25 protein-coding genes are annotated in these 24853 nt (G+C 52.1%); 16 read left to right on the plus strand and 9 right to left on the minus strand.

The window, feature by feature from the left end:
* Positions 1–11 precede the first annotated feature (11 nt).
* The 9 genes from ACYQ8U_RS13170 (at position 12) to ACYQ8U_RS13210 (ending at position 7384) form a co-directional block, all read left to right on the plus strand.
* Positions 12–311 (plus strand): chaperone NapD, encoded by a 300-nt coding sequence (locus ACYQ8U_RS13170; protein WP_459946010.1) that lies wholly within the window; start codon positions 12–14, stop codon positions 309–311.
* 20 nt (positions 312–331) lie between these two features.
* Positions 332–925, plus strand: a complete 594-nt coding sequence (locus ACYQ8U_RS13175) for a 4Fe-4S dicluster domain-containing protein (protein WP_459946011.1) — start codon at positions 332–334, stop codon at positions 923–925.
* Complete coding sequence (locus ACYQ8U_RS13180) at positions 922–1770, plus strand: 4Fe-4S binding protein (RefSeq protein WP_459946012.1); 849 nt, start codon at positions 922–924, stop codon at positions 1768–1770. The genes ACYQ8U_RS13175 and ACYQ8U_RS13180 overlap by 4 nt, the downstream gene beginning before the upstream one ends.
* Positions 1771–2007: 237 nt before the next feature.
* The gene (locus ACYQ8U_RS13185; RefSeq protein WP_459946013.1) at positions 2008–2553 is read left to right on the plus strand and encodes a hypothetical protein; all 546 of its coding nucleotides are present in this window, start codon (positions 2008–2010) and stop codon (positions 2551–2553) included.
* Between the two features lie 2 nt (positions 2554–2555).
* Positions 2556–3350 (plus strand): 4Fe-4S dicluster domain-containing protein, encoded by a 795-nt coding sequence (locus ACYQ8U_RS13190; RefSeq protein WP_459946014.1) that lies wholly within the window; start codon positions 2556–2558, stop codon positions 3348–3350.
* A complete protein-coding gene (nrfD, locus tag ACYQ8U_RS13195) occupies positions 3350–4552 on the plus strand; it encodes an NrfD/PsrC family molybdoenzyme membrane anchor subunit (RefSeq protein WP_459946015.1) in 1203 nt (400 codons plus the stop codon). Before ACYQ8U_RS13190 ends, nrfD begins: the two co-directional genes overlap by 1 nt.
* A 254-nt stretch (positions 4553–4806) precedes the next feature.
* Positions 4807–6393 carry a multiheme c-type cytochrome gene (locus ACYQ8U_RS13200; RefSeq protein ID WP_459946016.1) on the plus strand — a complete coding sequence of 529 codons (1587 nt, stop codon included), beginning with the start codon at positions 4807–4809 and terminating at the stop codon, positions 6391–6393.
* Positions 6394–6486: 93 nt separating this feature from the next.
* A complete protein-coding gene (locus tag ACYQ8U_RS13205) occupies positions 6487–7116 on the plus strand; it encodes a hypothetical protein (protein WP_459946017.1) in 630 nt (209 codons plus the stop codon).
* A gap of 37 nt (positions 7117–7153) precedes the next feature.
* Complete coding sequence (locus ACYQ8U_RS13210; protein WP_459946018.1) at positions 7154–7384, plus strand: hypothetical protein; 231 nt, start codon at positions 7154–7156, stop codon at positions 7382–7384.
* A 71-nt stretch (positions 7385–7455) separates the two neighbouring features.
* Here ACYQ8U_RS13210 and pyrC read toward each other — a convergent pair whose 3' ends face one another.
* Positions 7456–8448, minus strand: coding sequence for a dihydroorotase (gene pyrC, locus ACYQ8U_RS13215; RefSeq protein ID WP_459946019.1), 993 nt, complete (start codon positions 8446–8448; stop codon positions 7456–7458).
* Positions 8449–8720: 272 nt separating this feature from the next.
* Here pyrC and ACYQ8U_RS13220 point away from each other — a divergent pair, with 272 nt between their 5' ends.
* On the plus strand, positions 8721–9578 hold the full coding sequence (locus ACYQ8U_RS13220; protein ID WP_459946020.1) for a LuxR C-terminal-related transcriptional regulator: 858 nt from the start codon (positions 8721–8723) through the stop codon (positions 9576–9578).
* 4 nt (positions 9579–9582) lie between these two features.
* Here ACYQ8U_RS13220 and ACYQ8U_RS13225 read toward each other — a convergent pair whose 3' ends face one another.
* Both ACYQ8U_RS13225 and ACYQ8U_RS13230 read right to left on the minus strand, forming a co-directional pair.
* Positions 9583–10461 carry a TIGR02285 family protein gene (locus ACYQ8U_RS13225; RefSeq protein ID WP_459946021.1) on the minus strand — a complete coding sequence of 293 codons (879 nt, stop codon included), beginning with the start codon at positions 10459–10461 and terminating at the stop codon, positions 9583–9585.
* A gap of 46 nt (positions 10462–10507) precedes the next feature.
* Positions 10508–12553: a hybrid sensor histidine kinase/response regulator gene (locus ACYQ8U_RS13230; RefSeq protein ID WP_459946022.1), complete on the minus strand. Its 2046-nt coding sequence runs from the start codon at positions 12551–12553 to the stop codon at positions 10508–10510.
* A 181-nt stretch (positions 12554–12734) separates the two neighbouring features.
* Here ACYQ8U_RS13230 and ACYQ8U_RS13235 point away from each other — a divergent pair, with 181 nt between their 5' ends.
* Both ACYQ8U_RS13235 and ACYQ8U_RS13240 read left to right on the plus strand, forming a co-directional pair.
* The gene (locus tag ACYQ8U_RS13235) at positions 12735–13685 is read left to right on the plus strand and encodes a YbgA family protein (RefSeq protein ID WP_459946023.1); all 951 of its coding nucleotides are present in this window, start codon (positions 12735–12737) and stop codon (positions 13683–13685) included.
* Between the two features lie 101 nt (positions 13686–13786).
* Entirely contained in the window at positions 13787–14992 is a 1206-nt protein-coding gene (locus ACYQ8U_RS13240) for an MFS transporter (RefSeq protein WP_459946024.1), read from the plus strand.
* 62 nt (positions 14993–15054) lie between these two features.
* On the opposite strand, the gene rpsA is transcribed toward ACYQ8U_RS13240, so the two are convergent.
* From rpsA to murI, 4 genes are all read right to left on the minus strand, one after another.
* The gene (gene rpsA, locus ACYQ8U_RS13245) at positions 15055–16257 is read right to left on the minus strand and encodes a 30S ribosomal protein S1 (protein ID WP_459946025.1); all 1203 of its coding nucleotides are present in this window, start codon (positions 16255–16257) and stop codon (positions 15055–15057) included.
* Positions 16258–16514: 257 nt separating this feature from the next.
* On the minus strand, positions 16515–18374 hold the full coding sequence (locus tag ACYQ8U_RS13250; protein ID WP_459946026.1) for a RiPP maturation radical SAM C-methyltransferase: 1860 nt from the start codon (positions 18372–18374) through the stop codon (positions 16515–16517).
* Position 18375: 1 nt separating this feature from the next.
* Complete coding sequence (locus ACYQ8U_RS13255; protein ID WP_459946027.1) at positions 18376–19050, minus strand: LolA family protein; 675 nt, start codon at positions 19048–19050, stop codon at positions 18376–18378.
* Between the two features lie 41 nt (positions 19051–19091).
* Positions 19092–19874 carry a glutamate racemase gene (gene murI, locus ACYQ8U_RS13260; RefSeq protein ID WP_459946028.1) on the minus strand — a complete coding sequence of 261 codons (783 nt, stop codon included), beginning with the start codon at positions 19872–19874 and terminating at the stop codon, positions 19092–19094.
* A gap of 330 nt (positions 19875–20204) precedes the next feature.
* Here murI and ACYQ8U_RS13265 point away from each other — a divergent pair, with 330 nt between their 5' ends.
* Positions 20205–20486 (plus strand): FmdB family zinc ribbon protein, encoded by a 282-nt coding sequence (locus ACYQ8U_RS13265; RefSeq protein ID WP_459946029.1) that lies wholly within the window; start codon positions 20205–20207, stop codon positions 20484–20486.
* Positions 20487–20516: 30 nt separating this feature from the next.
* Here ACYQ8U_RS13265 and queA read toward each other — a convergent pair whose 3' ends face one another.
* On the minus strand, positions 20517–21602 hold the full coding sequence (queA, locus tag ACYQ8U_RS13270) for a tRNA preQ1(34) S-adenosylmethionine ribosyltransferase-isomerase QueA (protein ID WP_459946030.1): 1086 nt from the start codon (positions 21600–21602) through the stop codon (positions 20517–20519).
* A gap of 162 nt (positions 21603–21764) precedes the next feature.
* On the opposite strand from queA, the gene mqnB reads away from it, so the two are divergent.
* The 3 genes from mqnB to ACYQ8U_RS13285 all read left to right on the plus strand — a co-directional run bounded on the left by mqnB (position 21765) and on the right by ACYQ8U_RS13285 (position 24292).
* Positions 21765–22436, plus strand: a complete 672-nt coding sequence (gene mqnB, locus ACYQ8U_RS13275; protein ID WP_459946031.1) for a futalosine hydrolase — start codon at positions 21765–21767, stop codon at positions 22434–22436.
* Positions 22424–23269: a 1,4-dihydroxy-6-naphtoate synthase gene (locus ACYQ8U_RS13280; protein ID WP_459946032.1), complete on the plus strand. Its 846-nt coding sequence runs from the start codon at positions 22424–22426 to the stop codon at positions 23267–23269. The genes mqnB and ACYQ8U_RS13280 overlap by 13 nt, the downstream gene beginning before the upstream one ends.
* Before the next feature lie 78 nt (positions 23270–23347).
* Positions 23348–24292: a molybdenum cofactor guanylyltransferase gene (locus ACYQ8U_RS13285; RefSeq protein ID WP_459946033.1), complete on the plus strand. Its 945-nt coding sequence runs from the start codon at positions 23348–23350 to the stop codon at positions 24290–24292.
* A gap of 67 nt (positions 24293–24359) precedes the next feature.
* On the opposite strand, the gene ACYQ8U_RS13290 is transcribed toward ACYQ8U_RS13285, so the two are convergent.
* Positions 24360–24734 (minus strand): helix-turn-helix domain-containing protein, encoded by a 375-nt coding sequence (locus tag ACYQ8U_RS13290; RefSeq protein ID WP_459946034.1) that lies wholly within the window; start codon positions 24732–24734, stop codon positions 24360–24362.
* Between the last annotated feature and the right edge of the window lie 119 nt (positions 24735–24853).

Below are 24853 nucleotides of genomic sequence, written 5' to 3' on the forward strand. Positions count from 1 at the left end.
CAGGAGGTGTTATGCCGATCAGTGGCGTTGTCATCACCAGTCGACCCGATCATACGAAGGAGGTTTTACGAGGCCTGGCCGCCATCTCCGAGATTGAAGTGCACGGCGATGATGCCAGAGGCCACATTGTCGCCGTTCTGGAGACCAGCTCTTCGGAAGATATGGAAAAAATTATTGATCGGATCAACAAGGACACCAATGTCCTGCATGTCGGCCTGACCTATCTGAACACCGAAGATGAGGCGCAACGCATGGCCGAAGGAGAAAAATTGGCCAAGCCGTTTGGCTTTCGTAAACCGGTAAACCCGTAAACCTTTAAAGGACAGTGCGTGTGAAACGCCGCTCGTTTCTCAAGCTTCTCGGGGCAGGCCTTACCTGCCTGCCCCTTTTTCCGCAGTCCGCCGGAGCGCGGTTGCTGCAAAGCCCGGTTGCCGTCAACCGGCTGCGGCCGCCGGGAGCTGTCCCCGAAGAGATTTTTCCGGCCAAGTGTATTCGCTGTGGGCGGTGTGTCGAGGTCTGCCCGTACCGGTCCATTATCATGCTGGATATCCGCGCCGGCATTCATGCCGGGACGCCGCTCGTTGAAGCGGAAAAGATACCCTGTTATCTGTGTATGAAATGCGTCGATGTCTGCCCGACCGGCAGTCTGCGGCGGATAAGGCAGGAAGATACCCGCATGGGAGTGGCGGTTATCAATCGTTTTCATTGTGCTGCCTGGATCGGCACCATACTCTGCCGAACCTGTTACGACAAATGTCCTTATGCCCAAAAGGCGATCCGTCTTGACCAGCTGCGACCGGTGATCGACGAGACCGCCTGCACCGGCTGCGGTCTGTGCACCAACGCCTGCCCGGTAACTGTTGCCGGGGGGCGGAAAGCCGTCAATATCGAGCCCCTGTATGCCGGGGAAAAGGTGACCGGGTGAAAACGGCCGAGGAAGAAAAGGGTGGCCAGGGAACAATGGTCTCCGGAGCAGGGAAGGCAGTCTATGGCCGGTGGCGGCTGGCTGTGCTTAGCGGGGCCTTCCTGCTTATCCTCATCAATCCTTTCTTGAACTACTTTCTGCAGTTCAATTTCATTCAGGGCTGGTACCAGTCTTTTGGGCTTGGCAGCCTGTGGTTTGTCTCGCCTCTGGAAGGCCTGGAAAGCATGCTCATTGCCAAATCGGTCTCCTTGCCGTCACTTATCGGCATGGCGATTCCGGTGATGATCGCTCTTTTTCTCGGCCGGGTCTTTTGTTCCTGGGTGTGCCCGATAAGTTTTATCCTCGAGCTGTTCGACAGGGTGAGGAAGGCCGTCGAACGGCGTAAATTCCTGCAAAACAAGTTACTTGTCGCGAAAAAAGTGCTCTGGTTTACCCTGATTGGCGAGCTGATCCTCAGCCTGGTGCTCGGGGCACCGCTGTTTGTCTTTCTTTCCCCGCCGGGCCTGGTCGGTCGCGAAATAATGATGCTGGTCTTTTTTAAAAAATTTGCCATCGAAGGCCTGATTATCCTGCTCATTGTGGCGCTGGAATTGGTCACCCGCAGGTGCTATTGCCGGTCTTTTTGTCCCCTTGGCGGGCTGCTTGCCTTTCTGGGCAAGAAGAGGAGTCTTCGGGTGCACGTTGAGCCGGCCCGCTGTACCCAGTGCGGCAGATGTGCAAAGGCCTGTCCCATGGGTTTATTGCCGCATATCGGCGAAGGAACCTCGGCCTATTGCTGGAACTGCGGCGAGTGTGTGGATAGCTGTCGCCATGACGCCCTCAGCTTCAGCTGGGAGCGGAAATAGCATGCTGCCGTTGCCATGTTACCAACCGGTAGCATATGTTGTGTGTTCTGTTACCTCTCGGTAGCAGATGAGCGAGTCGTTCCTGGTATGTAATTGGAATTAAGCTTTTATTTTTTATGGACTCAAATTTGCAAAGAATGTTGGGTAGCTGCACGGAGGAGAAGAAAAGAGGAGAACGACAGACAATATGGCGTGCTGCTCTTGCCCCGGAAGATTCAAACTTTAAGGAGGTCTTCAGTGCAAAAGGAGTCGAGATCGAACTACAACTCCCATTTGATCAAATTGATCATTGCTCTGGTCGTTGTCGGGCTTGCCGCATTCATTGTCCGGCAGGTCTTCACACCTGAAAGCATGGGACAGTACGGGCATTACCGAGGCGCCGATATTGACGATCAGAAAAATATTCCCGTCAGGCTGCAGACCAATGAGTCCTGTTTTCAATGTCATAAGCCTATTCGGACCATTCATAAAGCAGGGGTGCATAAGACGGTGTCCTGTGAAATCTGTCATGGCCCCTACGCGGATCATATAGACAATGGCAAGAAAATCGGCACACTGCCGGTGCAGCGTGGCCAGGATATCATCCCGCTTTGTCTGCGTTGCCATAACAAGATCATTCAGGCGCGACCTCGCCAATCGATCAAGGTGGTCGGCTTTCCGGAACATCTCGAAGAGAAGAAGGTGCAGCTTGATCATAGCTGTGACCAGTGCCACATGGTTCATGATCCGCTTCTTTGGATCAATCAGGCAAAAGAAATGATTGGTATTAAGGAGGCCATGTAACAATGAAGGACATAAAAAAACTGATAGAACAGGATCGACGCGGCTTCATCAAGAAGGTGCTTGGTGGGACAATTGCCGGTTCGCTGCTCCTTGTCATTCCAGCAAGAGCCGAAGAACTCATCGAGCAGATTCCCGGCATGCGCGACGATGACAGTGTCTTTACCCACAAACAATTTGCCTTTGTCGTTGATATCACCGCCTGCATCGGCTGCGGTTCCTGCTGTATTGCCGACAAGGCGGAATATAATGTGCCCGACGGCTACTATCGAACCTGGGTCGAGCGCTACATCATCGATGACCAGGACAATGTCTATGTCGATTCCCCCGACGGCGGCCTCGGTGGATACACCACAAAGCGAGAAGGTTTGCCCCATCCAACCCGGGATACCTTCTTTGTGCCCAAGCTGTGCAATATGTGTGAAAAGCCGTCCTGTGTACAGGTGTGTCCGGTCGGCGCGACCTATAAAACCGAGGATGGCTTTATCCTGATCGATAAAACCCGCTGTGTTGGCTGCTCGTATTGTATCCAGGCCTGTCCCTATTCCGTGCGTTTTATGAATCCCATTACCAGAACCGCGGAAAAATGTACCTGGTGTTACCATCGGGTGCGCAAGGGGCTGCTGCCCGCCTGTGTTGAAGTCTGTCCGGTTCATGCCCGCAAGTTCGGTGATCTCGCCGATAAAAATTCCGAGATCTGGAAAATTCTCCATGAACCGCATGTTATTTCCGTATTGAAGCCTGATATGGGGAATAAACCGGCCCTGCATTATGTCGGGCTGCGAAGGGAGGTGGTCTAATGAGCGCTGTCACACAGCATGGTGATACAATTTCGGCCTTGAGCAACTATGTCTTTCCCAACGATTTCCACGTGCACTGGAGCCTGATGATTGTGTTGTATCCGTATATTACCGGGATAGTGGCCGGCGCCTTTATCGTCTCGTCGCTCTATCACGTCTTTGGTATAAAACAGCTCAGACCTATCTCCCGATTTTCCCTGGTCTTTGCCCTGGCCTTTCTGGCCTGCGCCACCTGGCCGCTTTTGCTGCATCTCGGCCATCCGGAGCGCTCCTTCAGTATGCTGCTGACGCCGAATCCCACCTCGGCCATGGCGGGTTTCGGCTATATCTACTCCGCCTATTTTATCCTGCTGCTGCATGAAATACTGTTTATCTATCGGCCGACGATGGTCGGTCTGTGGAAAAATTCCTCCGGCTGGAAACAGCAGCTGTATCGCTTTCTCGCCTTTTACAACGATAATCTGTCCGAGAAAGCGCTGCAGCTCGATCATAAAATCATCAACTTTTTAGCCGCCATCGGCATCCCCATGGCCTGCATTCTCCACGGCTATGTTGGCTTTATCTTTGGTGGAATCAAGGCCAATCCGCTCTGGGCCACGCCGCTCATGCCGGTGATCTTTCTGCTGTCCGCCTGCGTCTCGGGCATAGCCGGGATTATTTTTTTCTATATTCTTATTAAAAAATTTACCGGAAAACACATCGATGTTGACTGTATCCGCACCTCGCTCAAATTTCTCTGGGGTTTTTTTATTCTTGATTTTGTCTTTGAGATGCTTGAGGTGTTCAGCCATTTTTATATGAGTACACATCACTGGCATGTCCTGGAAAACCTGCTTTGGGGACCACTGTACAACACGTATTGGCTGTACCAGGTGAAGATTTTTTCGGTCATCCCCTTTTTCCTGCTCGGGGCACTCTGTCTGTTTAAATTCAAGGACCAGGTCATTCTGTTTTTTGCACCAATAGCGTCTTTGATGATACTTGCCCAGGTTTTGCTCATGCGCTGGAACGTGGTCATCGGAGGACAATTGATGTCCAACAGTACCAGAGGCCAGGTGGAGTTCATCCCCGAGTGGCTCGGCAGGGAAGGTATTCTCGCCGCTCTCTGCATCGTGATTGCCCCGCTGGTGATCCTGTTTATTCTCGGGAAAATTTTCCCGTTCTGGGTGAGTGAAGAGGTTGCCGATGCATCGGGCAATTGATTAATTGATTCACCAATTTAGTGTTTGCACGCTGAGGCGTTGTCAAAAAAATAACATGCTCGGAAGAATGCTCGGAACGCCATAAGGATCCGTAACGAAATGGATATAAATGGCCGGGTTATTTCGTGACGGCTCCTAAGCAGCTATGAAGATGAATCCCAGAAAAGGAGGGTGGACAAAGGGGCGTAGGTACAGGTTTGGGGGTCGGTGTTTTCGGCAAATGAGAAATTTAATTTTATATGGAGGAGATGAATATGCAACGGTGGAGTACAGTGCTTTTTCTGGCAATTTTGGGACTGTTTGTTGCAATCCCTGCCTTTGCCACGACCAAGGCTTCGATGGATGCGATGAACGAGAAGAACATGCAGGCCAACGTGAAATGTGTCAACTGCCATCTCAAAGAGAACAATTCCTTAGTACAGCAATGGAAAAATTCTCCCCATGCCGCGGCAAGAGATGGCTCAATCTCCTGTTATAACTGTCACGCAGCGGAGGAAGGCGACATAACCGGCTACATGCACGAGGGGGAATTCATCAAGACAATCCAGACGCCGAAGGACTGTGGTTTCTGTCATGAACGGGAAATGAAAGAACAGCAGAACTCGCATCATGCCGCTGCCGGTCGAATCATGGCTTCCCTGGACAATGTGCTCGGTGAAATTGTTTGTTCGATGGAAGACAAAGCCGATGCGGTAAACGGCTGCTGGCAGTGCCACGGTTCCATTCTTGCCGTGCAGACCGGCGCCGATGGCGCAACGCTGAAAAACGAAGCCGGTGCGGTAATGTTTGATCCGACCACCTATCCGAATTCGGGAGTGGGTCGCTTGAATCTGGATGGTTATGCCGGAACCTGTAATGCCTGTCACGGCAAGCACAGTTTCCGTGCTTCCACCGCTCGTCAACCGGAGAACTGCGGCAAGTGCCATCTCGGCCCGGATCATCCGCAGATGGAGATCTATAACGAATCCAAGCACGGCATTGCCTATTACTCGGCCTCCCGTGAGCATGGCATGAACGGCATGAATATCATGAAATCTGGTTCCTGGGTCCTGGGGAAAGACTATTACTATGCCCCGACCTGTGCTTCCTGCCATCTGGGTTCTTATCAGAAACCGGACGGTTCGGTCAGTCAGAATACCCATAATGTCGGTGATAGAATTTCCTGGACGCTGCGTCCTAAAGTTTCTGCAAGACTGAACAGAGCCATCTTTGCCGACGGCACCGAGAAGGATATCCCCGGTGATATTCCGCCGCAGGCAGGCTCCGAGATCAAGTATCAAGAATTCAAGCAGGTTGACGGGAAATGGAAAAATGTTCCGGTTGAAAAGGAAGCCGTTCAGGTGGTGAGCTGGGAGGGTCGCCGGGATAACATGAAGGGTGTCTGTAAACAGTGTCATGGCAAGCAAAAGGTTGACTCCTTTTATACCCAGTTTGACGCCCTTGTCGTTACCTACAACGAGAAATTCGCCAAACCGGCTGGTAATCTGTACGAGATGGCCATGGCCGATGGCCTGATAGCCGGCTCCGACTTCCACACCGAACTCGGCTGGCTCTGGTGGGAGCTGTGGCACCATGAGGGGCGTCGCGCCCGCCACGGTGCGGCCATGATGGGACCGGATTATACCCATTGGCACGGTATGTATGATGTCGCGCATAATTTCTACTTCAAGTTCTTGCCGGAGCTTATGCATCTGGCTGAAAAAAACAACATGACCGAGAAGTACGAAAAGGTGGTGGGGGAAGTCCTCGCCAGGCCGGAGCACCTCTGGTATAAAGAAGGTTTTGATGCCGATGTCATGAAGGCCATCAAAGCGGAGCAGAAAGAGCGCTATAAGCAGTAGGTAGGTAATTTTCGGCCAAGGAAGCTGTACGTAACACGCACCCCGATACACCCATGTGTCGGGGTGTTTTCTCATCCAGGATGAAATTGAGATATGAAAAATATGTATATGTTGTTCTGTGCATTATTGCTCGCCATTACTCCTGCCGCCAAACTAGCGGCCGAAGACAGTGCTGCGGCGATGGTCCGCATTGGTGGAGAAGTGGCCGCCTTGCAGCTTGGCCTTGGCGGCTATGTCCTTGGCCAGGTCCTGACGCACGAGCAAAAGGCCGTTGCCCGGGAAAAACCGGTCGCCAATGCCCTCGAAGGCACCTATAAGTTCCAGGATGGCGAGGTGTTTGTCGTGGTCCAGACTGCTACCGATAGGATCATTGGCATCTACAAGGAAAATGGTGCAGCTACTAGAGAAGAGGTGAAAAAAATGGTCGGGGATTTGATGATGCAGTTCAAGGAACCCACCACCATGGCCCATGACAAACTGATATACTGGGCCTTTGATAAGGATGGCCGGATCTCTGAAGAACTTTTTGACCAGGCCAGGCAGAGTGGCGGCAAGGAGGTGCTGGCGACAGTTAAATTTTCCAGCAGTGTGCCGGTCTTTCAGGGTTCCGAGGCGGAGAATGATGAAAAAAAAGAAGCGGTTAAAGACGAAGAGCCGGCAGCCATCTATGTCATCATTACCTCCAATCCCCTGTCAAAAATTGTCGTGGCCCAGAGTAAATAGTCGGGATGCGCCATGATCAATAAAAAGAGGCACTTGCATGAGGAAACAGGCCATTGTATTACTGATATTTTGTATCCTGCTCGGCGGGTGTGCCGCATCACAAACTAAGCAGTCTGCCGAGTATCCCCGGAAAGCAAACGACACCTCGGGCAGAAAAGCAGGTCCGGCGATGCAGCTCATGGAACAGGCGGAAAAGGATCTGGATGTCAACACCAATGTCCTGGTTACGCCGCCTGGGGAGAAGCAGAAAGACGTCTCCGGCCAGTAATTCCCAAAGCCCCTCAATCGATAAAGTAGGTAAAGTTGACCCTCACTGCGGCTTTTTCAAGCTCCTTCCTGTCATGCGGCAATCGACCAGCGCAGGGTTTGGCCAGCCCCGAATGGTTTCACCTTACCGTAGAGGTTCGGCACCTGCCATGGCTTTTTCTCGAGAATGACCTGCTTTGCCGGCGGCTGCAGGCCGTAGCGGTTGCAGGCGATATCACTGACAAAATTTTGCAGCAGGTCGAGGCGGCCGGCATCTTCAAAGAGTTCGGCGAGCATCGGCAAGGCAACGGGAGCGGAAAAGATCCCGGCTGCACAGCCGCAGCACTCTTTTTTATGCCTGGGATGAGGCGCCGAATCCGAGCCGAACATGATCCGCTGGTGGCCGGAGAGGACCGCGTCCAGCAGCTGCCGGCGATCTTCAGGTCTTTTGGCGATGGGTTTGCAGAAGAGATCGGGCTGCATCAGGCCGCCGATAACATCGTCGAGGGTGATCAGCAGGTGGTGGAGGGTGACGGTGGCCGAAACGTTTGGATAACAGTCAATAAAATCGACTGCTTCGGCGGTGGTAATATGTTCCATGACGATATGCAGCTTTGGAAAAGCCTCGGCCAGCCGTTGATACACCTTGAGAAACTCTTTTTCACGGTCGAGGACAAAACCGCCTGATTCGCCATGCACCAGCAGCGGAATCTGCATCTCCTCCATCAGGGCGAGGGTCTCGTCTATGCTGCCGAAATCGCTGACGCCGCTTTCGCTCCGGGTGGTTATTCCCGCCGGATAGAGTTTGATGCCGATAATTTCCTTGCTAACCGACGCCAGTTCGGCCCTGGTGTAATTTTTGAAAAAGAGGGTCATGTAGGCGGCAAAAGAAGGTGAATTGCCGGCAGCTTGAATCTGCTCCTTATAACGTCGCATCTTTGCCGGGGAATCGACAGGGGAGACGAGATTGGGCATGATCACCGCCCCGGCAAAGGAGGCGGTGGTCAAGGGCGCAACCGCCTGCAGCATGTCGCCTTCACGAAGGTGAAGATGCATGTCGAGGGGGGAATTGAGAATTATATGCATGGGTCACCGCCTGCTGTAAAAAACACCTTGGTTGATCTCGACTTAAAGGTGATGGAGTTTGGGGGAAATATGGCATTCCCATTGGAGGATGTCAAGTCTCTGCACCTTCCGGCAAGCGACGTGAGGTATCTCCATGAAATGTGGGGGAGTCGATAGCCAGGTAGACCGGCGCTCCTCGCTGAGCCTTGATTCGTCTTGACACAGGCGGTGATAATCAATAATACAACACTACTGTAACAGGAGCACAAATTATCAATGCAAGGAGGCGTACCATGCAGGGGCAGGATCTGTATAGGGTGGTTATCGATTCCATGTCCGCCCATGTGGCAATTTTGGATGAACAGGGGTTCATCATGGAAACCAATCGCTCCTGGCAGGAATACGGTCGGCAAAATGGTATGCCTGATTCCTTTGACAGCATCGGCGCCAACTATCTGGCAATCTGTGAAAGCGCTCGTCTCCATCAGGACGATGATGCCGACCGGGTTGCGCAGGGAATTCAAAAAGTTCTCGCCGGTGAGCTGGATGAATTCTTGACGCAGTACCCCTGCCATTCTCCGGACCAAAAAAGGTGGTATGCCGTGCGGGTGGTGCCCTATCGTGATGAGAATGTGCACCGGGTTATCGTCACCCATGAAAATATTACCCCGATCATGGAGGTACAGGAGGCACTGCAGGCCAAAGAGGCCGAGCTGAGGCGAGAAAGGGAAAGACTTGAAGAGACCAATATCGCCCTGCGGGTTCTGCTGCGCCAGCGGGAAGAAGATAGAACCCGCATCGAAGAGACGATATATGCCAACGTCGATCGCCTGGTGCTCCCTTATCTGGAGAAACTGCTGCAGGGGAACCTGACCGAAAAGCAGCGGACCCTGCTGGAGATTGTCGAGGCAAATCTCAAGGACATCATTTCACCGTTTCTCCACAGTCTCGCCGCCTTGAATCTGTCGCTCACCCCCCAGGAAATTGAAGTAGCCAATATGGTGCGAAGCGGCAAATCGACCAAGGAGATAGCCGATGTCCTGCATCTGTCGACGAGTGGGGTCGATTTTCATCGCAAGCGTCTGCGCCAGAAACTCGAGCTGACCCATACGGCAAAAAACCTCAGGTCATACCTGCTTTCTCTGGCGTAATCATTTAATCCGTGATGGTCAGAAAGACCTCTTTGTAGAGTTTCCGGTATCCCTCGATACTGCTTGGATCGAGCCATCTTTCATAGGCCGCTCTGTATCTTTCTGTACCGCGTTGTTCTAAAATGATTTGATTAATGTTGTCGATTGCTTTTTTACCCCATTCATTTTTGGTACAGGTCACATAACCAAGGTAGGCTTCGGGGTCGCCTTGATTTTCCTCAATACTCAAAGTCGTAATCTGATCCCTTATACCCATTGTTTCAGCAATGTGCATGGCTTCCTCCGGCGATCCTGGCAGTGCGTCAATTCTTCCAGCTATAAGCATCTTAAATAGACCACGTAACTGGTCAGGCCCGTCGTAGACGAACACATTTTTGTCATTGTCGTAGTTGTCTAAGGTGTTATCAAATTCTGGCCCGAATGATCGATTTCGTATTCTGCCAATGACATATTTATTGCTTTGCAGGATGCTTGCAAGGCTGACTGTTTTTGATCCGCCAAACGCCCAAAAGTTTTTCTTATCAATTATAAGCTCAATGGGCAGAGAGAAGGTACTGGGGATTGAAAAATAAACAATTTTTTTCCGCTCGTCAGTTTTATACATGGAAGGGGCACAGGCTTTTTCCCCTTGTTTCCACTGTTGATAATGTCTGGTGAGATTTGCTATTGTTCGTGTGTGACTATATTCCGGCAAATTTTCGATCAGAATGTTGTTGATGACTTCTACGTATCCCTGTCCTTTAAAGACTCCCTCATGAATGAAAAATGGCGGTGTCGCCGATTCCATCCAGCTGATGGAGTCTTTTGTCCATGCCCCTGCCGGCATGAGAAAAGTGACACAAAAGAAAAAAAAGAGAGGCCGTAAATGTTGTGTCTGCAGCATGTGCAAGCCTCCGGGGCTGATGGACTATGTTGCTTTAAATACTGTCTTACTGCTGGAAAATGTTATAGATGGTCGAACCGATCTGGTCGAGTGTGTACGGTTTCGGCACAAATGCCATGGCACCCATCGCCAGCGTGGCCTGGACGTCGGCGTCTTCGGCAAAACCACTGGCGATAATTGCTTTTTGTCGTGGGTTAATTTTCAGGATCTGCTCGAATGTCTGTCGCCCATTTTGTCCCGGTTGCATAATCATATCAAGGACCATCAGGTCAGTAGTATATTTCCGGGCATAGTGTACCGCCTCCTCCCCGGAGGGGACAGTGTGCACGGCGTACTCCAGGGATGTCAGCAGTTGGGCGGCAATCTCCCGTTGACCCGGTTCGTCGTCCACAACCAGAATTGTCTGTCCCCGGCCTTTATAGCTGCGCCAGTCTCTTGATAGAGGGCGTGGCGTTGTTGCCGTCTCGACACTGGGAAAATATAGTTCAAACGTCGTCCCCTGCGTGCTGCTGCTGACATTGACCATGCCGCCATGGTCGCGCATGGTATTCCAGACAACGGCAAGGCCAAGCCCGGTACCGCTTCGGCCCATGACCTTTTTCGTGTAAAACGGTTCAAAAATATGATCCAGGTCGCCTGCGGCAATCCCCGAGCCATCATCGTGGATGGCTATTTTGCTATAGTTTCGTTTGTCTATAGGCGGCTGGTTTCTGGCTGGGGAAAAATCTCGTTCCTCGTTGCTGGAGACTATCGAGATATTCCCTTTACCATGAATGGCTTCCGCGCCGTTGGTGATGAGATTCATCAGACATTTGCGGATATGGATCGGCGAACAGGAGATATTCCGTAGCTCCGGATCAAGAGATGTTGTAAAATTGATTAGCGGATATCTCGTCTTAAGTTGCAGGAAATCCGTAGACTTGAGATAGTTTTCTATGAATTCGTTTGGGGCGATGACTTCTTTATTGGCAGCGACCCCTCTGGCAACGGTCAGCAGGTCGGAGACGACCTCCGAGGCATCGAGACCTGACCGGCGAATGGCTTCGAGGGGTCGACGCAGGCCGCTCTCCTGGTCAAGGTCAAGGAGAAGAAGTTCCGGATAGCTGATGATGCCGGACAGGATATTGTTCAGGTCATGGGCTACCCCGCCGGCCATCAGGCCGATAGCTTTCATCTTCTGATCCCGGTTCAGTTGTTTCTCCAGCAAACGTTGCTCGGTAATATCGATGACAATCATCCGGGCACCACAAACACAGCCATTCTTTTTGATCGGTCCGGAACGAATAAGTATAGGGAAAGTGGTATTATATTTGTTATCTCTGGCGGTAAACTCAATGAGTTCCGATCGTTTTCCTTGAAGAGATTCCTGGAAATTTCTTTTTGCCTCTTCACGTTGTTCTTCTGCGATGAGCTGGAAAAAATTGCCGGCGATATTTTGTTCAGACGGTTGGAGATGGCTTTTTGCCACCTGGTTGGCGTAAGTAATATTTCCGGTCAGATCTGTCTCGACCACCATTTCCGGCAGGAGATTGACGAGGTCATGGAAGCGTCGTTCACTCTCCAGCAGGTTGCGTGTCCTTTCCAGGACCTCTTGCTCAAGAAATTTCCTGTTGCGAAAAAGATGGATAATGAAAATTACCGACAGGGTGATGAGAAGAAGAAAAACAAGAATATTCACCAGCGGAAAGATAACCCGGACATATTTTTCTCCAGTCAGCAAGCCGATGATCTGTCCGTCGTGGGTAATTTGCTGAGAAAGTTTTTTTACCCCGATGAGTTTCATCTTGTAGAGATAGAATGACAGGCCGGTTAAAGGGGCACTGGCGACCGAGATATACGAGCTGTCGCCGGGAATGGCAACGGCAAGGGATTTGTAATGGTCGGCCTTGACGGCGAGCTGCAGGTAGGCATCCGCCCCAGTTTGATTCAGGGCCCAGATGTTGTCGGCAAGGATGGCAGCGTGGGTGGCAAAATATTTTTGGTCAAGCTTGGCGACTCGGGCAATATAAGTGTATGCTATAAAAGAAAATACCAATAGGAAGAGCAATGGAATACACAGAGAGCAATTTCTATTGTTATTAACTCGAATCATGGTTTAGATTCATTCATGTTGCCGGCCGGACAGGCTGGAACGGATTGAATGGAAAACAAGGAAGCGCAAGCCTTACAGATTACTCTTTGCACAGGCAATATCGCTGAGCTTTGAACAGATGTCAAGTATCTTTGCCGTTACATTGGAATTTTACAAGAGCATATACAGAAAAGGAGAGGACATGGATGGTAAAATCAGATTAGGGGTCAGTTCCTGTCTGCTCGGCAACAACGTCAGATATGACGGTGGCCACCAACACGATAGATTCCTGACCGATACTCTGGGGCAATATGTCGATTATGTGCCGGTCTGTCCCGAAGTGGAGTGCGGGCTCTCCATACCGCGTGAAGCGATGCGGCTCGTCGGTGATCCGGCCGACCCCCGCCTGGTGACGAGAAAGAGCGGCATAGATTATACCGAACAGATGAAAAGCTGGGCAGCTGAGCGGATAAAGGCGCTGGCCAAGGAAAATCTTGATGGCTTTGTCTTCAAGCGGATGTCCCCCAGCAGCGGCATGGAACGGGTCAAGGTCTACTCCGATACGGGCATGCCGAGTAATAATGGCGTCGGTATTTTTGCCAGGGCTTTTATGGCGCAGTTCCCCTTTCTGCCGGCGGAAGAAGACGGCCGGCTCAACGATCCGATATTAAGGGAAAATTTTATTCAGCGGATTTTTGTCCATAGAAGATGGCGAGAATTGGTGGCGAGCGCAAAAAGGCGGGGTGGTCTGGTTGATTTTCACACGACGCACAAACTGCTGCTTCTCTCGCATAGTGAAAAAGATTACCGGGAAATGGGGCGACTGGTCGCAAAGGCCAAGGACCTGACCATAAATGAACTGTTTGATCGCTACGAAGAGTTATTGATGAGTGCGTTGAAAAAAAAGAGCACCATCAAAAAACACAGCAATGTTTTGAGCCATGTTTTTGGCTATTTCAAGAACGATCTCTCGCCTTTTGAGAAGGAGGAAGTGTTGGAGATACTTGATCAATACCATCAGGGAATGATACCGCTGATTGTTCCCCTGACGCTGATGCGGTTTTTTGCGAAAAAATTCAAACAGGAATATCTGGCCAACCAGCATTATCTTGATCCTCATCCTCTACAGTTGAAGTTGCTCAATCATGCCTAGTTGTTTTCGCTCTACCAGGCATTTTGCCGCCATTTTCCGGCCTGGACTGCTCGTCTGCCACTGGGTGCCGCAGGATCGACGGAGCAGTCCAGTCACTGGAAATGAAAAATAATACCCTCATCACCTTACTGCTTTCCGTTTTCATCGCTCTGCTCGGCATCGGCATCATTGTCCCGGTGATGCCGATTTTTGCCAGAGAACTGGGTGCTGGCGGCGTCGCTCTCGGCATGATCATTGCTGCCTTTTCCATTACTCGGGGCCTGCTGCAGCCGGTGGTCGGTAATTTTTCTGACAGGTGGGGGAGAAAAGGCTTTCTCATAACCGGACTTTTTGTCTACGGCCTCGTTGGATTACTTATTCCGCATGCGACCGGAGTGCCCGATCTGATCATTATTCGGGCCTTTCACGGCATCGGCTCGGCGATGATCGTGCCAATTGCAATGGCCTATATGAGTTTTCTCTCTCCGGTGGGCGAGGAGGGGCGCTATATGAGCTATCTGAATATTGCTATTTTTTGCGGCATTGGTTGCGGACCGGTCATTGGTGGCCTGCTCTCCGATAACTGGGGTCTGCCTTCGGTTTTCTATACCATGGCCGGCTTAAGCTTTCTGGCCTTTATTCTGGTCATTTTATATATGCCGGGCCAGATTGCTGCAAAGCGGGACATTGCCAGACCATTACTGTCCAGTATCGGCAGGATGCTGGCAAACAATAAAACCTGCGGCATTCTCCTGTCCCGCTATACAACCATGATCATTATGGTGCCGAGCATGGCCTTTCTGCCCCTGCTCGTCTCGCAATGGCCGGGGAGCAATGGTCTTAAGGTCGGGATGATTATTGCCTGCAGGACCCTGGTCAATGCCTTGCTGCAGATCCCTTTCGGCAAAATTGTCGACAAACATAACAAATTGCTGATTCTCCTGGTGAGCAGCATTGTTCTTGGCATGGTCATTCTGGCTATTCCGCTCATTGACAGTTTTACCGTTATGGCCATTGCCTACATCATTATGGGCATGTCGGAGGCGGCCATCTGGGCTGTGCTCGGCGCCTATGCCTCAATGGAGGCGAAAGCACATTACGGCCATGGAACGATGATGGGCATATTCAGCTTTGCCATGAGTGCCGGTGTTTTTACCGGTGCGGTTCTGGCGGGCCTGAGTATGGACGCCTGGGGAATTGGTGACGCCTACATTGTTACCGGATCTGCCGTTTTAATCCTTTCTCTTGCGGCAGTAGTGTTGATTGGTGGACATGATAAGAAGCATCAAGTAATGGCGTCTCGAGGAGAGCCGGCGCCACCGATATAATCGGCGGCACCGGCAGGAGCCTGTTCCTGGTCGGCGGATGCATGGTTGTTGACGAGAGAAGACTATTTCTTTTTTTCGGACATTTTTGCTTTGAGCAGGGCGCCGAGACTGCCCATTTCGCTTTTTGGCTGCTGCTTTTTTTCCTTGGTAACAAACGATTTGTATTCAGATCGTTCCTTGTCCTGCTCCGCCTCGGCCGATACATAGTCGGCGGGTACCAGGCTGATCCTTTTTTCGGCTAGATCTATCGCTTCGATGGTCACGTCGATATTCTGCCCTTCTTCCAACACCTCACGGGGGTGATTGATCCGTCGTCCGCTGCCCAGTTTTGAGATATGGATCAGGCCGTCAACGCCTGGAGCCAGGGTGACAAAGGCGCCGAACTGGGCCAGTCGCGCCACGGTGCCTGTATGGGTTGATCCTATCTGGAAGGCAGCGGTTACTTCGTTCCATGGATCGGCCTGGGTCTCTTTGAAACTGAGAGAGATTCTATCTTTGTCCCAGTCCAGTTTTTTGATGACCGCCTGGACTTTCTGGCCGACGGTGAAATAATCCTCTACTTTTTCCACCCGGCTCCAGCCGATTTCTGAAATCGGGATGAGGCCATCGACGCCGCCGATATCGACAAAGGCACCGAAATCCCTGATCGAGCTGACGACACCCTCGATGGTTTGCCCTTCCTCCAGGGTTTCCTGTAATTTTTCGCGCATTTCCGCCCGTTCGGCTTCCTGGATCGCCCTGGCCGAGAGGACGATATTGCGGCCGTTTTCCTCAAAGCGGGTAATCATAAATTTCATATGGGTCTCCAGATACTCCTTGGCGGCATCCTCGACCCGGCGAAGTCCCATCTGGGAAAAGGGGCAAAAACCACGGACATTGCCGCCAAGGGTGACCTCAAAGCCGCCTTTGATCTCCGCTTTGACAAACCCTTCCACCGGAATGCCGCTGCGAAAGGCTTCTTCCAGGTGGGCATTGGACGAGCCAGAGCCGATGGAGGTGGTGAAAAGCTGTTCGGCCGATTTCGCCTGCAGAAAATATACATCGAGCTCATCACCTATCTGATAGCTGAAATTACCTTCTTTATCCCTGAGCTCGGAGCTGTTGATTACCCCCTCGCTTTTGCCGCCGACATCGAGAAAGGCGGTCTCCTCGTTTATGCCGACGATGGTGGCTTTTATTTTTTGTCCTGGGGTCAGGTGTTTGATCTTTCTGGTTTTTTCAGCTTTGAATAGTTCCTCAAAGCTTTCGTTGTCTGTTTCTGTCATGTCTACCCATTAAGAAAAAAAGAAAAAAGAACTACGGTTTATAAGTTATGGTAAGGTCAATACCTTCCCTGGGAGCCTATCCGAGAATGCCCTTTTTCCCCAGCTCCGCGTTATTTCATAAAAATAATGCTCGCAATATTATGTATATGGCTGTGCTTATTTTTCTGAAATGCCTTGATCTGAGAAAAAATGCCTATTCTCTGACAAGCTCCTATGATTAAAGTGTTCTACCAGTTTACCATAGCAAAGAAGACAGGTCATGGACAATCGCCACCACTGGTGTTATGCACGGCCAGTGCCAGAACGCGGTCATTTTCCTGAAACATAAGACGCTTGGTGCACATTTCGTCGATAAATTTTCGCAGGCCCTGGTCGGTGACCTGGGGAAAGGCCCGCAACAGGGTGTCTATTTTCTCAGGACGCGCACAGGCGAGATAGATTTTTCTCGAGGTGCCGCGCAGCCGGTGCAGGAGCGGGACATCTGCCGGCTGTTCCTGGCGGATGATGAGAAATGTACCGCCATCGCGGTAATGCAGAGGATGCTGCCCGCCTGCAGTTCGCTGCTTATGGTAATCCTGCCAGGCGCGGATCTTGCGTTTTACCAGTTGCCACTGCCGATGCTGCAGCTTTTTATCACCTTGATAACTGTTGATGAGCATAAGCATGGACTGTACATAGTCCCCGGGAAAAAGTCGGCGGTTTTTCGCGTGGGGGGTGATCCTTTGGATGGGGAACTCCTTGGTTTTGCTCTTGCCGGCGGCTTCGGTGTGCAGAGGCGAACCGTAGCCGAGGAAGAAGGTTGCCGCCTGCAGGGGAAGAAAGGGCCGAACAAAATCGAGGTTTCTCAGCGTTTCAGCAATCTCCTCCGCCGTTGTACCGGGAAAATCGGTAATCAGGTTGCCCTCCATGCGGATCCCTGTCGCACTGCACATCTTCATTACAGCGATGTTGTCGATGGTCGTGGTACCCTTGGCCATTTTTGCCAGCAGCGAGGTGCTTAACGCCTCGATACCCACCTGGACGGTTTTCAGGCCGGCCCGGCTATACAGCTGCAGTCTGTCTGGTTCGGTGATACCGCGAATCTCGGCAAAGAAATCAATATCCAGGTCTTGTGTTAACAGGCTCGTGAAAAATCGATCGGCCTCTTTTGACGGCAGGGCATTGTCGGTGAAGGTGAAATGTAAACTTTGGTGTTTTTCAGTGAGATGGAGCGTTTCCTCGAGCATCCTGCCGCTTTCTTTGAAACGATAATTTTGCCACTGGAGATTGAGGTTACAAAAGGTGCATTTGTTCCACCAGCAGCCTCGGGAAAATTCTATCGGCAGCAAGGGGATGAACGGCTGTTGCGGGAAAAGCCGACGCATTTCCTGAAAGTAGGGCGTGTAATCCGGATAGGGCAGCTGGCCGAGCTGCAAGGGTGCTGCCGCCTTGTCGGCCTTGTCGCCGATGGTTGTTTTTGCAACCGGAACAGGATGCACTGTGCGAATCTTACCCGGCAGGCTCTCGGCTCGGCCGGAAAGAAAGCGGCAGAGGGCAAGGAGCTGCTGCTCTCCTTCGCCGTCGATGAGATAATCTATTGTCGGAAAATGCTGCAGCAGCGAGACGCCGATCTGGCCGGAGCATGACGATCCGCCGAAGACAATGGGAATATCGCTCCATTTGTCTTTGATCTTTTTGGCCAGATACAGCGATGCGAACAATTGGCTGAAACAAAGAGAGAAACCGATCAGGGCATATTGATCGAAATTGATATCGGCCAGCCATTGCGCACAGCTCGCTTCGACACGCGCCGTCAGGGCATCAAAGTCGGGACGGGGACTCCCTTTTCCGGTCAGACTCTGCCGGAAAAGTTTTCCGGCGTCGGCTCTTTTTTCAGGGAACAGCAGCGGGGCAAACAGAGCTTCTCCGGCCCAGCCGGAGAGGGCGATCCGGCTGTACAGTTCGGTGGTGATGGTTTTTGCCAGATGGAGATAGAGGTGATACGTGTCCACCCGGTACTCGGCTTCCCGCTCCAGGTAGCTTTTCAAGGTCCCCAATTGGATGGACGGCCGGTTGAAAATCGACCAGGGCATGGAAATGAGAGCAATTCTGAAAGGATGAGCGTTGTCGACGGCCATGCTATTGCCTGATGATTTCAGTTCCTTCCGGTGGGACAAAGGAGAAAAAGGCCAGCAGCTCTCGTCGGTTTTTGCCGACCAGGCCATCGATCTCGATATCACTGAGATTCAGAACTGTTAGCGTATCGAAATGGTCGCGGATAGAAATCCGCCGGATCAGTGAATCGGCCGTCACCCACAGGTGAATGTCCTGAACCTGCGATTGTGCTGTTTTCGGGATGAGTTTTATCACCTGGAATCCGGCATTGTTTTCCGCCTGGAATTCCTCGTTTGCCGGGCGAATGTGGAAGTCATTCTTCAGGGTGCCTTTGCCGGTGAAAAAAGAATAGGTGAGATCGGTATCGAGTGTGTCGGCCGGGGAGATGATCATCTGCTGCAGCTCGGCAAAATACATGGAGAAAATCTTTCCGTCACTGACCAGCACCTGTTTGTCAGGGATGGCGTAGTCCCAGCGCATATAACGATTGCCGTCAAGCTTGACAAAAGAGGCTCTGCCTGAACCCTGGCGCGGTCGACCGGTCATGTCGCCGCTGCTGTTCTGGGTGAAGTTGAAGGTGAGGCTGGTAATCTTATCGTAACGGGCCTGCAGTCGTTGGGCGATATCTTCCGGATATTCAATGTTGCTCTTCCCACCATAAACAACAACTGGAAGGAGCAGGCAGGTGAGAACCAACATGATTTTGCTGAGTGTTTGCATGAGTCAAGGAGAGAAAAGGATTAAACGGATAACAATTCAATGTGGCGGCCAAATATCCTGGCGGCAATATGTTCGGCCGTTTCTGTCAGGTCGGTGACAAAATATCTGTTCCGGCTGGGCTGATGGCTGGCCGTCGGCTGGAGCTCAGGAGTATTTTCCAGGTAATTTTTGAGAAAATGGGCAGTTGCCGCCGAGGAATCGATCAAGGTGACTTTTTTGCCTATCCTCGGTTGAATCAGGTGTTTCAGCAGGGGGTAGTGCGTGCAGCCAAGAACAAGAGTATCGATCTGCTGATTCTTCAAGTCGTGCAGGTAGCGACGAAGGATCATTTTCGTCTCTCGTTTGTCCGTCCACCCTTCTTCCACGAGGGAGACGAGCAGGGGGCAGGCTTTGGAAAACACCTTATATCCGGGCATTTGTTCACGGATCTTCTGCTCATAGATGTTGCTGCGAATGGTCGCTCTGGTCCCGATAACGCCGATCCTGCCCGCCCGACTCCTGGCTATTGCCAGTTCAACGGCCGGGGTGATGACCTCGACGATGGGGATATTGAACTCCTGCCGGAGACGATCCGTGGCCACGCTGGAGGCGGAGTTGCAGGCTATGACAACAATTTTCGCCCCGTTTTGCACGAGAAATCTGGTGTTCTCCACCGAATATTCCGTAATGGTTCGCGCACTCTTCGTGCCGTAGGGAGTCCGGGCAATGTCACCGAGATAGAGAAGAGGGAAGCCGGGCAGGAGCTGTTCCACAGCCCGGGCAACGGTCATTCCGCCGACACCTGAATCAAAAATACCAATCATAAAGGAGTGCGCGTTCGTGAAGAAATCCAAAATTGGACAGACACCAGTTCAGGTAGACATATATACCAGAAAACAATCTGGACAACAAGCAGACATCGGCTGAGACTGGAGTGTCTTTTTTCCTCAAGCAAGTGATGGAACATGTTGACAGAAGGTGTCCAGGGAATTATTTTTGCCCTGAATCGAAAAACAGTCGATAACAGTTGCGGCAGACAACCGAAGTTCGAGTCGAGTTTCGGTTTTTTTATATTCTGCCCTGATTGTCGCAGAGGAGTTTATGCATAAATTTTTGCAACGTTAACATTTTGCAATCTCATAGGTGAAAAACAAATGCCAGTTTACGAGTATGAATGCCAGGAGTGTAGCAAGGTCTTTGAAGTGCAGCAGAAAATTGCTGATAAACCGCTGAGTAATTGTCCCGAATGTCAGGGACCGGTAAAAAAACTTATGTCCATGACCTCTTTCCAGTTAAAAGGCGGTGGCTGGTATGCCGACGGCTATTCGAGCACTGCCAATGGCAATGGTGCAAAAAAGGCCGAACCCGCCAAGGCGCCAAATTCCTGCCCGGCTGCCGGCGGTTGTGCCGCCTGTCCTGCCGCTACCTCTGCGTAGCTTCCTTATTTCTCACTCCATCCTGGTCAGTTACAGGGATGGCTGGGAAATAATGGCCATTGCGTCACCATAGGAAAAAAAACGATACTCTTCCTCGACTGCAGTCCTATAACAGTCGAGGAGGGTTTTTCTGCCGCACAGCGCGGAGACCAGAAACATCAGCGACGAATCCGGCAGGTGGAAGTTGGTAATTAGATTATCGATGACCCTGAACTGAAAACCGGGATAGATGTACAGATCGCACCAGTCTTCGATCGCTTCCAGCTGACCGGTCTTTATCGCCCCGTATTCCAGGGCTCGAACGGTGGTCGTCCCGACAGCCCAGATGCTGCCTCCTCTTTTTTTTGTCAGCGCTATGGTATCCACCGTCTCCTGCGGGATACGAAGATATTCCCGGTGGATCTGATGGCGGGTGATATCGGTTTCCCGCACCGGAGCAAAGGTTCCATAACCGACATGCAGGGTGACCTGGCCAAACAGGGTGCCTTGTTCGGTGATCTCCTGCAATAACTCCTCGGTGAAATGCAGCCCGGCGGTCGGGGCGGCAACTGCGCCGGGTCGGCTGGCATAGACAGTCTGGTAGCGGTGGACGTCTTCGCTGGTGCTGCCGTTCTTCCTCGAAATATATGGTGGCAGAGGGACCTGGCCGGAACGCTGCAAGGTCTCCGCCAGGCCGAGACCCTGGTCGAAATGCAGGCTCAGCCGTACCTTGCCGCCGTCGAGATCCTCTTCCACCGTGCAGGACAATATGTCGTTAATGGTGATACGGGACCCTTGCTTCGGTCGTTTGGATGACTTGATCAGGCCGACGGTCACCGCCGTGCCGCTGGTGCTGTCCTGGATGACCGGAAACTCAAGCAGAAAGACCTCGGCCCTGCCGCCTGTCTCTTTTGTGCCCAGCAGTCTTGCCGGAAACACCCTGGTATTATTGACCACCAGCATATCATCCTTGCCGATAAACCGGACGATATCGGCAAAGCGATGATGCCTCGGCCTGGTTGTTCCGGTCTGCAGTACCATCAGGCGCGAGAGATCGCGTTTTTCTGTGGGATGCTGGGCGATGAGGTGTTCGGGCAGGTGGTAGTTGTAGGAACTGAGGGTAAGATCTTTTTGCATCGTGTTCTGGGGAAAATGGAGAAAAATGACGGTCCATGCGCTGTGGACAATGCATTAAGTCAAATTATGCGTTAAAGTCGTAAGCTGTCAAGCTGCCGGGATGTCTGAACAGGCGGCAGAAGAAGATAATTTTTTTTTGCTTAAGGAGCTGTTGTAGATACCATGATTCTGGCAGTTGCTGCAACCGAAATAGAAATGGCCCCCTTTGTTGCGGCCTTGCCCCCGTCGGCAGTGCTCTGTCGGACACTGGTGACCGGGGTCGGTTCGGTTGAAACGACGCTGCGGCTGACCAGATTCCTCTGTGCAACTAAAGAACAGATTGACATGATTATTCAGTTCGGTGTTGGCGGCGCCTATCTGCTGCCCGATCAGAGCCGCCAGCCGCAGCTGCTGGATATCTGCCTGGCCGAACAGGAGGTGGCCGGTGACTTGGGTATCTGCCTTGGCGATGCCATGGAATATCTGGACAGCTCCCTCACTGGGGAGATCGTCTCTACTCTGGATGGTGCCTTATTGCAGCGATGCCGCGCGGTTTTTGACCGGCTCGGCACCCTCTGCCATCATGGGGTATTCATTACGGTGAATGGTATCAGCGGCACGAAAATCAGAGGAGAAATGTTGCAGGCCAGGTGGAATGGCCTGTGTGAAAATATGGAAGGCGCAGCCGTTGTCCGGGTCTGTCGTGAATTCAGTCTGCCCTGTGCCGAGCTGCGCTGCATCTCCAATTATGTCGAGGATCGGGAGCCATCTTCCTGGCGATTACCCGAGGCCTGCCAAAAAGCCGCCGATACGGCGATACAGTTGATACAAGGATTGATCCGATGTTGCCCATGAACGAAAATCTTTCCCTGGGGTTTTCGCCCTGTCCCAATGATACCTTTATCTTTTATGGCCTGGTCCATGGCCTGATTGCTCCGGCGGAAGTTACCTTTGCTGAACCTGTGCTGGAGGACGTGGAAAAACTCAATCTGTGGGCCATGGCCAAAAAACTTGATGTGACCAAGCTTTCTTTTCATGCCCTGGGCCATGTGCTTGATGAATACTGTCTGCTGTCTGCCGGCAGCGCACTCGGCAGAGGCTGCGGGCCGCTGCTGGTTGCCGCTTCGGAGATACCGCCGGAGCAGCTGCGCGAGATGACCATCGCCATCCCCGGGAAACTGACGACCGCCGCGATGCTGCTGCAGATGTTTCTGCCGGACTGTCAGCGGCTGGTGGAGATGCGCTTTGATCGCATCATCGGCGCCATTAACGACGGGCAAGTCGATGCGGGCGTCATCATCCATGAATCCCGTTTTACCTATGCCGAACAGGGGCTGTTCTGTCTGCAGGATCTTGGCCGGTGGTGGGAACAGAGCACCGGCCTGCCGATACCCCTTGGCTGCATTGCCGCCAGGAGAAGCCTCGGCCGGGACAGGATTGCCGCCATTGACCGGGCCATCAAGGCCAGTGTTGCCTATGGTTTTGCCCATCCGGATGGTTGTCTGCCCTATATCAGGAGCAAAAGCCAGGAGCTCGAAGCGGACATTGTCCGCAGCCATATCCAGCTCTATGTCAATGAGTTTTCGAGAGACCTGGGCGAAGAGGGGATGGCCGCTATCAAGGTCTTCATGGAGCGGGGTCGCCTGGCCGGTGTTCTGCCGGAAAGCACGGCGGAGTTGCTGCTTTGAGCGGCGGACCGATGTCGCTCGCTTAAGAGAGGCATTGGTCGGCCAGGTTCTTTATCTGTTTGAAATAAGGATTGCAAGGTGAACAGGAACAATGACCTGCAGAATCTCCCGGTGTTTCAAGTTTCTGGCGGAACGACAAGACAACGGCGCGAATTTACGGCAGGATTACTGACTGAACTGGCAGGACGATCGATCAGCGGCATTTTTCTGCCCACGGAAGATAATCCGATCTTGACGCGGTATACCTTGATTTTACAGGTAAAAGTTCATGACCTGGTGTTAATCGATGGTGGGCTTGATTTTCCGGCACACCAGATCCACCTGGGCATCCCCCCTGGCGGTGATGGGCAATCGGTGCCGGACAGTCTTGTCTGGGCCGGTGGCGGTGACTCGGCGATGCAGAAATTTATAGACCAGTTGATCAAAAAAATGGACCAACTGGTGCAGCAAACCCCGGTGTGGGGCTGTATTCTTATCGGCGGCAAAAGTTCACGAATGGGAAGGCCGAAGCATCTTATTGCAGACGAGAAGAACATTACCTGGCTGGAGCGAACAGCAGGCATCCTCCGTCCTCTGGTCGATGGACTGGTTGTTTCGGGGGCGGGGCTGCTGCCGGAAAGACTTCAGGATCTGGTTCGTCTGGCCGATATACCCGGCGTCGTCGGACCGCTGACAGGGGTTCTTGCCGCGTGTCGATGGCAGCCGACGGTGTCGTGGATGTTCGTTGCCTGCGATATGCCCCATATAACACCCGAGGCGATACAGTGGCTGTTGTCCGGGCGTCGCGCCGGTTGCTGGGGACGGGTTCCCCGGCCGGAAGTGAGCAGGTTTTTCGAGCCGCTTTTGGCCTGCTATGATTTTCGTGCAGGGCACCTTTTTGAGGAAGAGCTCTATAATGGAAATTTACGCATCGGGGCTGCGGCCGTTCACCCGAAAATAGAAAATCCGGTGATTCCGGCAGTATTGCGCCCCGGCTGGCAAAATATTAATACACCGGACGAGTTACAGGCAACGCTACGGTGAACATTAACGCAGACCGGTATCGAAAGTGCCTGCAGGGAATGGAGTGTACATGCTGCACGGATGCCGTCTACTTCATGTTTTGCATAACGACGCAGTCTTTGCAGATGGCCATTTTTTGGTCCCAGGTCGTATGGGGGGTATTGTTACAGATGGTCCCGCTGACAAACCAGCACATATCACCGGCATTGAATTCCCAGGCGGGACATTGAGCCTTTGTCTCTTCGGGGCAGTCACGCATATCCCAGCAGTTGCTGTTTTTCGTAAGAGAATGATTTTTTTTCGCCAGCAGAAAAATCAGCTGGCGCTCCACGTGGCTCGGTATTGTCCGCCAGCCCTGTTCGTAGCTGCAGACAGCCTTCAGGGAGATACCGAGTAGGCTGGCCAGCTCTTTCTGGGTCCTGGTGAGTACTTTTCTGGCTTTGACAAATTCTTTGCTGTCCATATCGTTTGACTGCCGTCTCTCGGCATTGGAAGATTGAGGTTATGGGCTGACAAAATTATCCTGTCGGATAAAAAGGGTGGCGCCGTGGCGCCTCTTGTTTTGTCAACTGTTTCAGACCA

This window comes from Desulfocastanea catecholica (genome assembly GCF_054657295.1).

Bases quoted from the DNA above. Each gene is read 5' to 3' on its own strand.
- ACYQ8U_RS13255 (WP_459946027.1), bottom strand. From the start codon at position 19,050: ATGTTGGTTCTCACCTGCCTGCTCCTTCCAGTTGTTGTTTATGGTGGG.
- ACYQ8U_RS13200 (WP_459946016.1), top strand. From the start codon at position 4,807: ATGCAACGGTGGAGTACAGTGCTTTTTCTGGCAATTTTGGGACTGTTT.
- queA (WP_459946030.1), bottom strand. From the start codon at position 21,602: ATGCAAAAAGATCTTACCCTCAGTTCCTACAACTACCACCTGCCCGAA.
- ACYQ8U_RS13225 (WP_459946021.1), bottom strand. From the start codon at position 10,461: ATGCTGCAGACACAACATTTACGGCCTCTCTTTTTTTTCTTTTGTGTC.
- ACYQ8U_RS13265 (WP_459946029.1), top strand. From the start codon at position 20,205: ATGCCAGTTTACGAGTATGAATGCCAGGAGTGTAGCAAGGTCTTTGAA.
- rpsA (WP_459946025.1), bottom strand. From the start codon at position 16,257: ATGACAGAAACAGACAACGAAAGCTTTGAGGAACTATTCAAAGCTGAA.
- ACYQ8U_RS13250 (WP_459946026.1), bottom strand. From the start codon at position 18,374: ATGGCCGTCGACAACGCTCATCCTTTCAGAATTGCTCTCATTTCCATG.
- pyrC (WP_459946019.1), bottom strand. From the start codon at position 8,448: ATGCATATAATTCTCAATTCCCCCCTCGACATGCATCTTCACCTTCGT.
- ACYQ8U_RS13210 (WP_459946018.1), top strand. From the start codon at position 7,154: ATGAGGAAACAGGCCATTGTATTACTGATATTTTGTATCCTGCTCGGC.
- ACYQ8U_RS13235 (WP_459946023.1), top strand. From the start codon at position 12,735: ATGGATGGTAAAATCAGATTAGGGGTCAGTTCCTGTCTGCTCGGCAAC.
- ACYQ8U_RS13205 (WP_459946017.1), top strand. From the start codon at position 6,487: ATGAAAAATATGTATATGTTGTTCTGTGCATTATTGCTCGCCATTACT.
- ACYQ8U_RS13290 (WP_459946034.1), bottom strand. From the start codon at position 24,734: ATGGACAGCAAAGAATTTGTCAAAGCCAGAAAAGTACTCACCAGGACC.
- ACYQ8U_RS13170 (WP_459946010.1), top strand. From the start codon at position 12: ATGCCGATCAGTGGCGTTGTCATCACCAGTCGACCCGATCATACGAAG.
- mqnB (WP_459946031.1), top strand. From the start codon at position 21,765: ATGATTCTGGCAGTTGCTGCAACCGAAATAGAAATGGCCCCCTTTGTT.
- ACYQ8U_RS13230 (WP_459946022.1), bottom strand. From the start codon at position 12,553: ATGATTCGAGTTAATAACAATAGAAATTGCTCTCTGTGTATTCCATTG.
- ACYQ8U_RS13280 (WP_459946032.1), top strand. From the start codon at position 22,424: ATGTTGCCCATGAACGAAAATCTTTCCCTGGGGTTTTCGCCCTGTCCC.
- ACYQ8U_RS13190 (WP_459946014.1), top strand. From the start codon at position 2,556: ATGAAGGACATAAAAAAACTGATAGAACAGGATCGACGCGGCTTCATC.
- ACYQ8U_RS13220 (WP_459946020.1), top strand. From the start codon at position 8,721: ATGCAGGGGCAGGATCTGTATAGGGTGGTTATCGATTCCATGTCCGCC.
- nrfD (WP_459946015.1), top strand. From the start codon at position 3,350: ATGAGCGCTGTCACACAGCATGGTGATACAATTTCGGCCTTGAGCAAC.
- ACYQ8U_RS13240 (WP_459946024.1), top strand. From the start codon at position 13,787: ATGAAAAATAATACCCTCATCACCTTACTGCTTTCCGTTTTCATCGCT.
- murI (WP_459946028.1), bottom strand. From the start codon at position 19,874: ATGATTGGTATTTTTGATTCAGGTGTCGGCGGAATGACCGTTGCCCGG.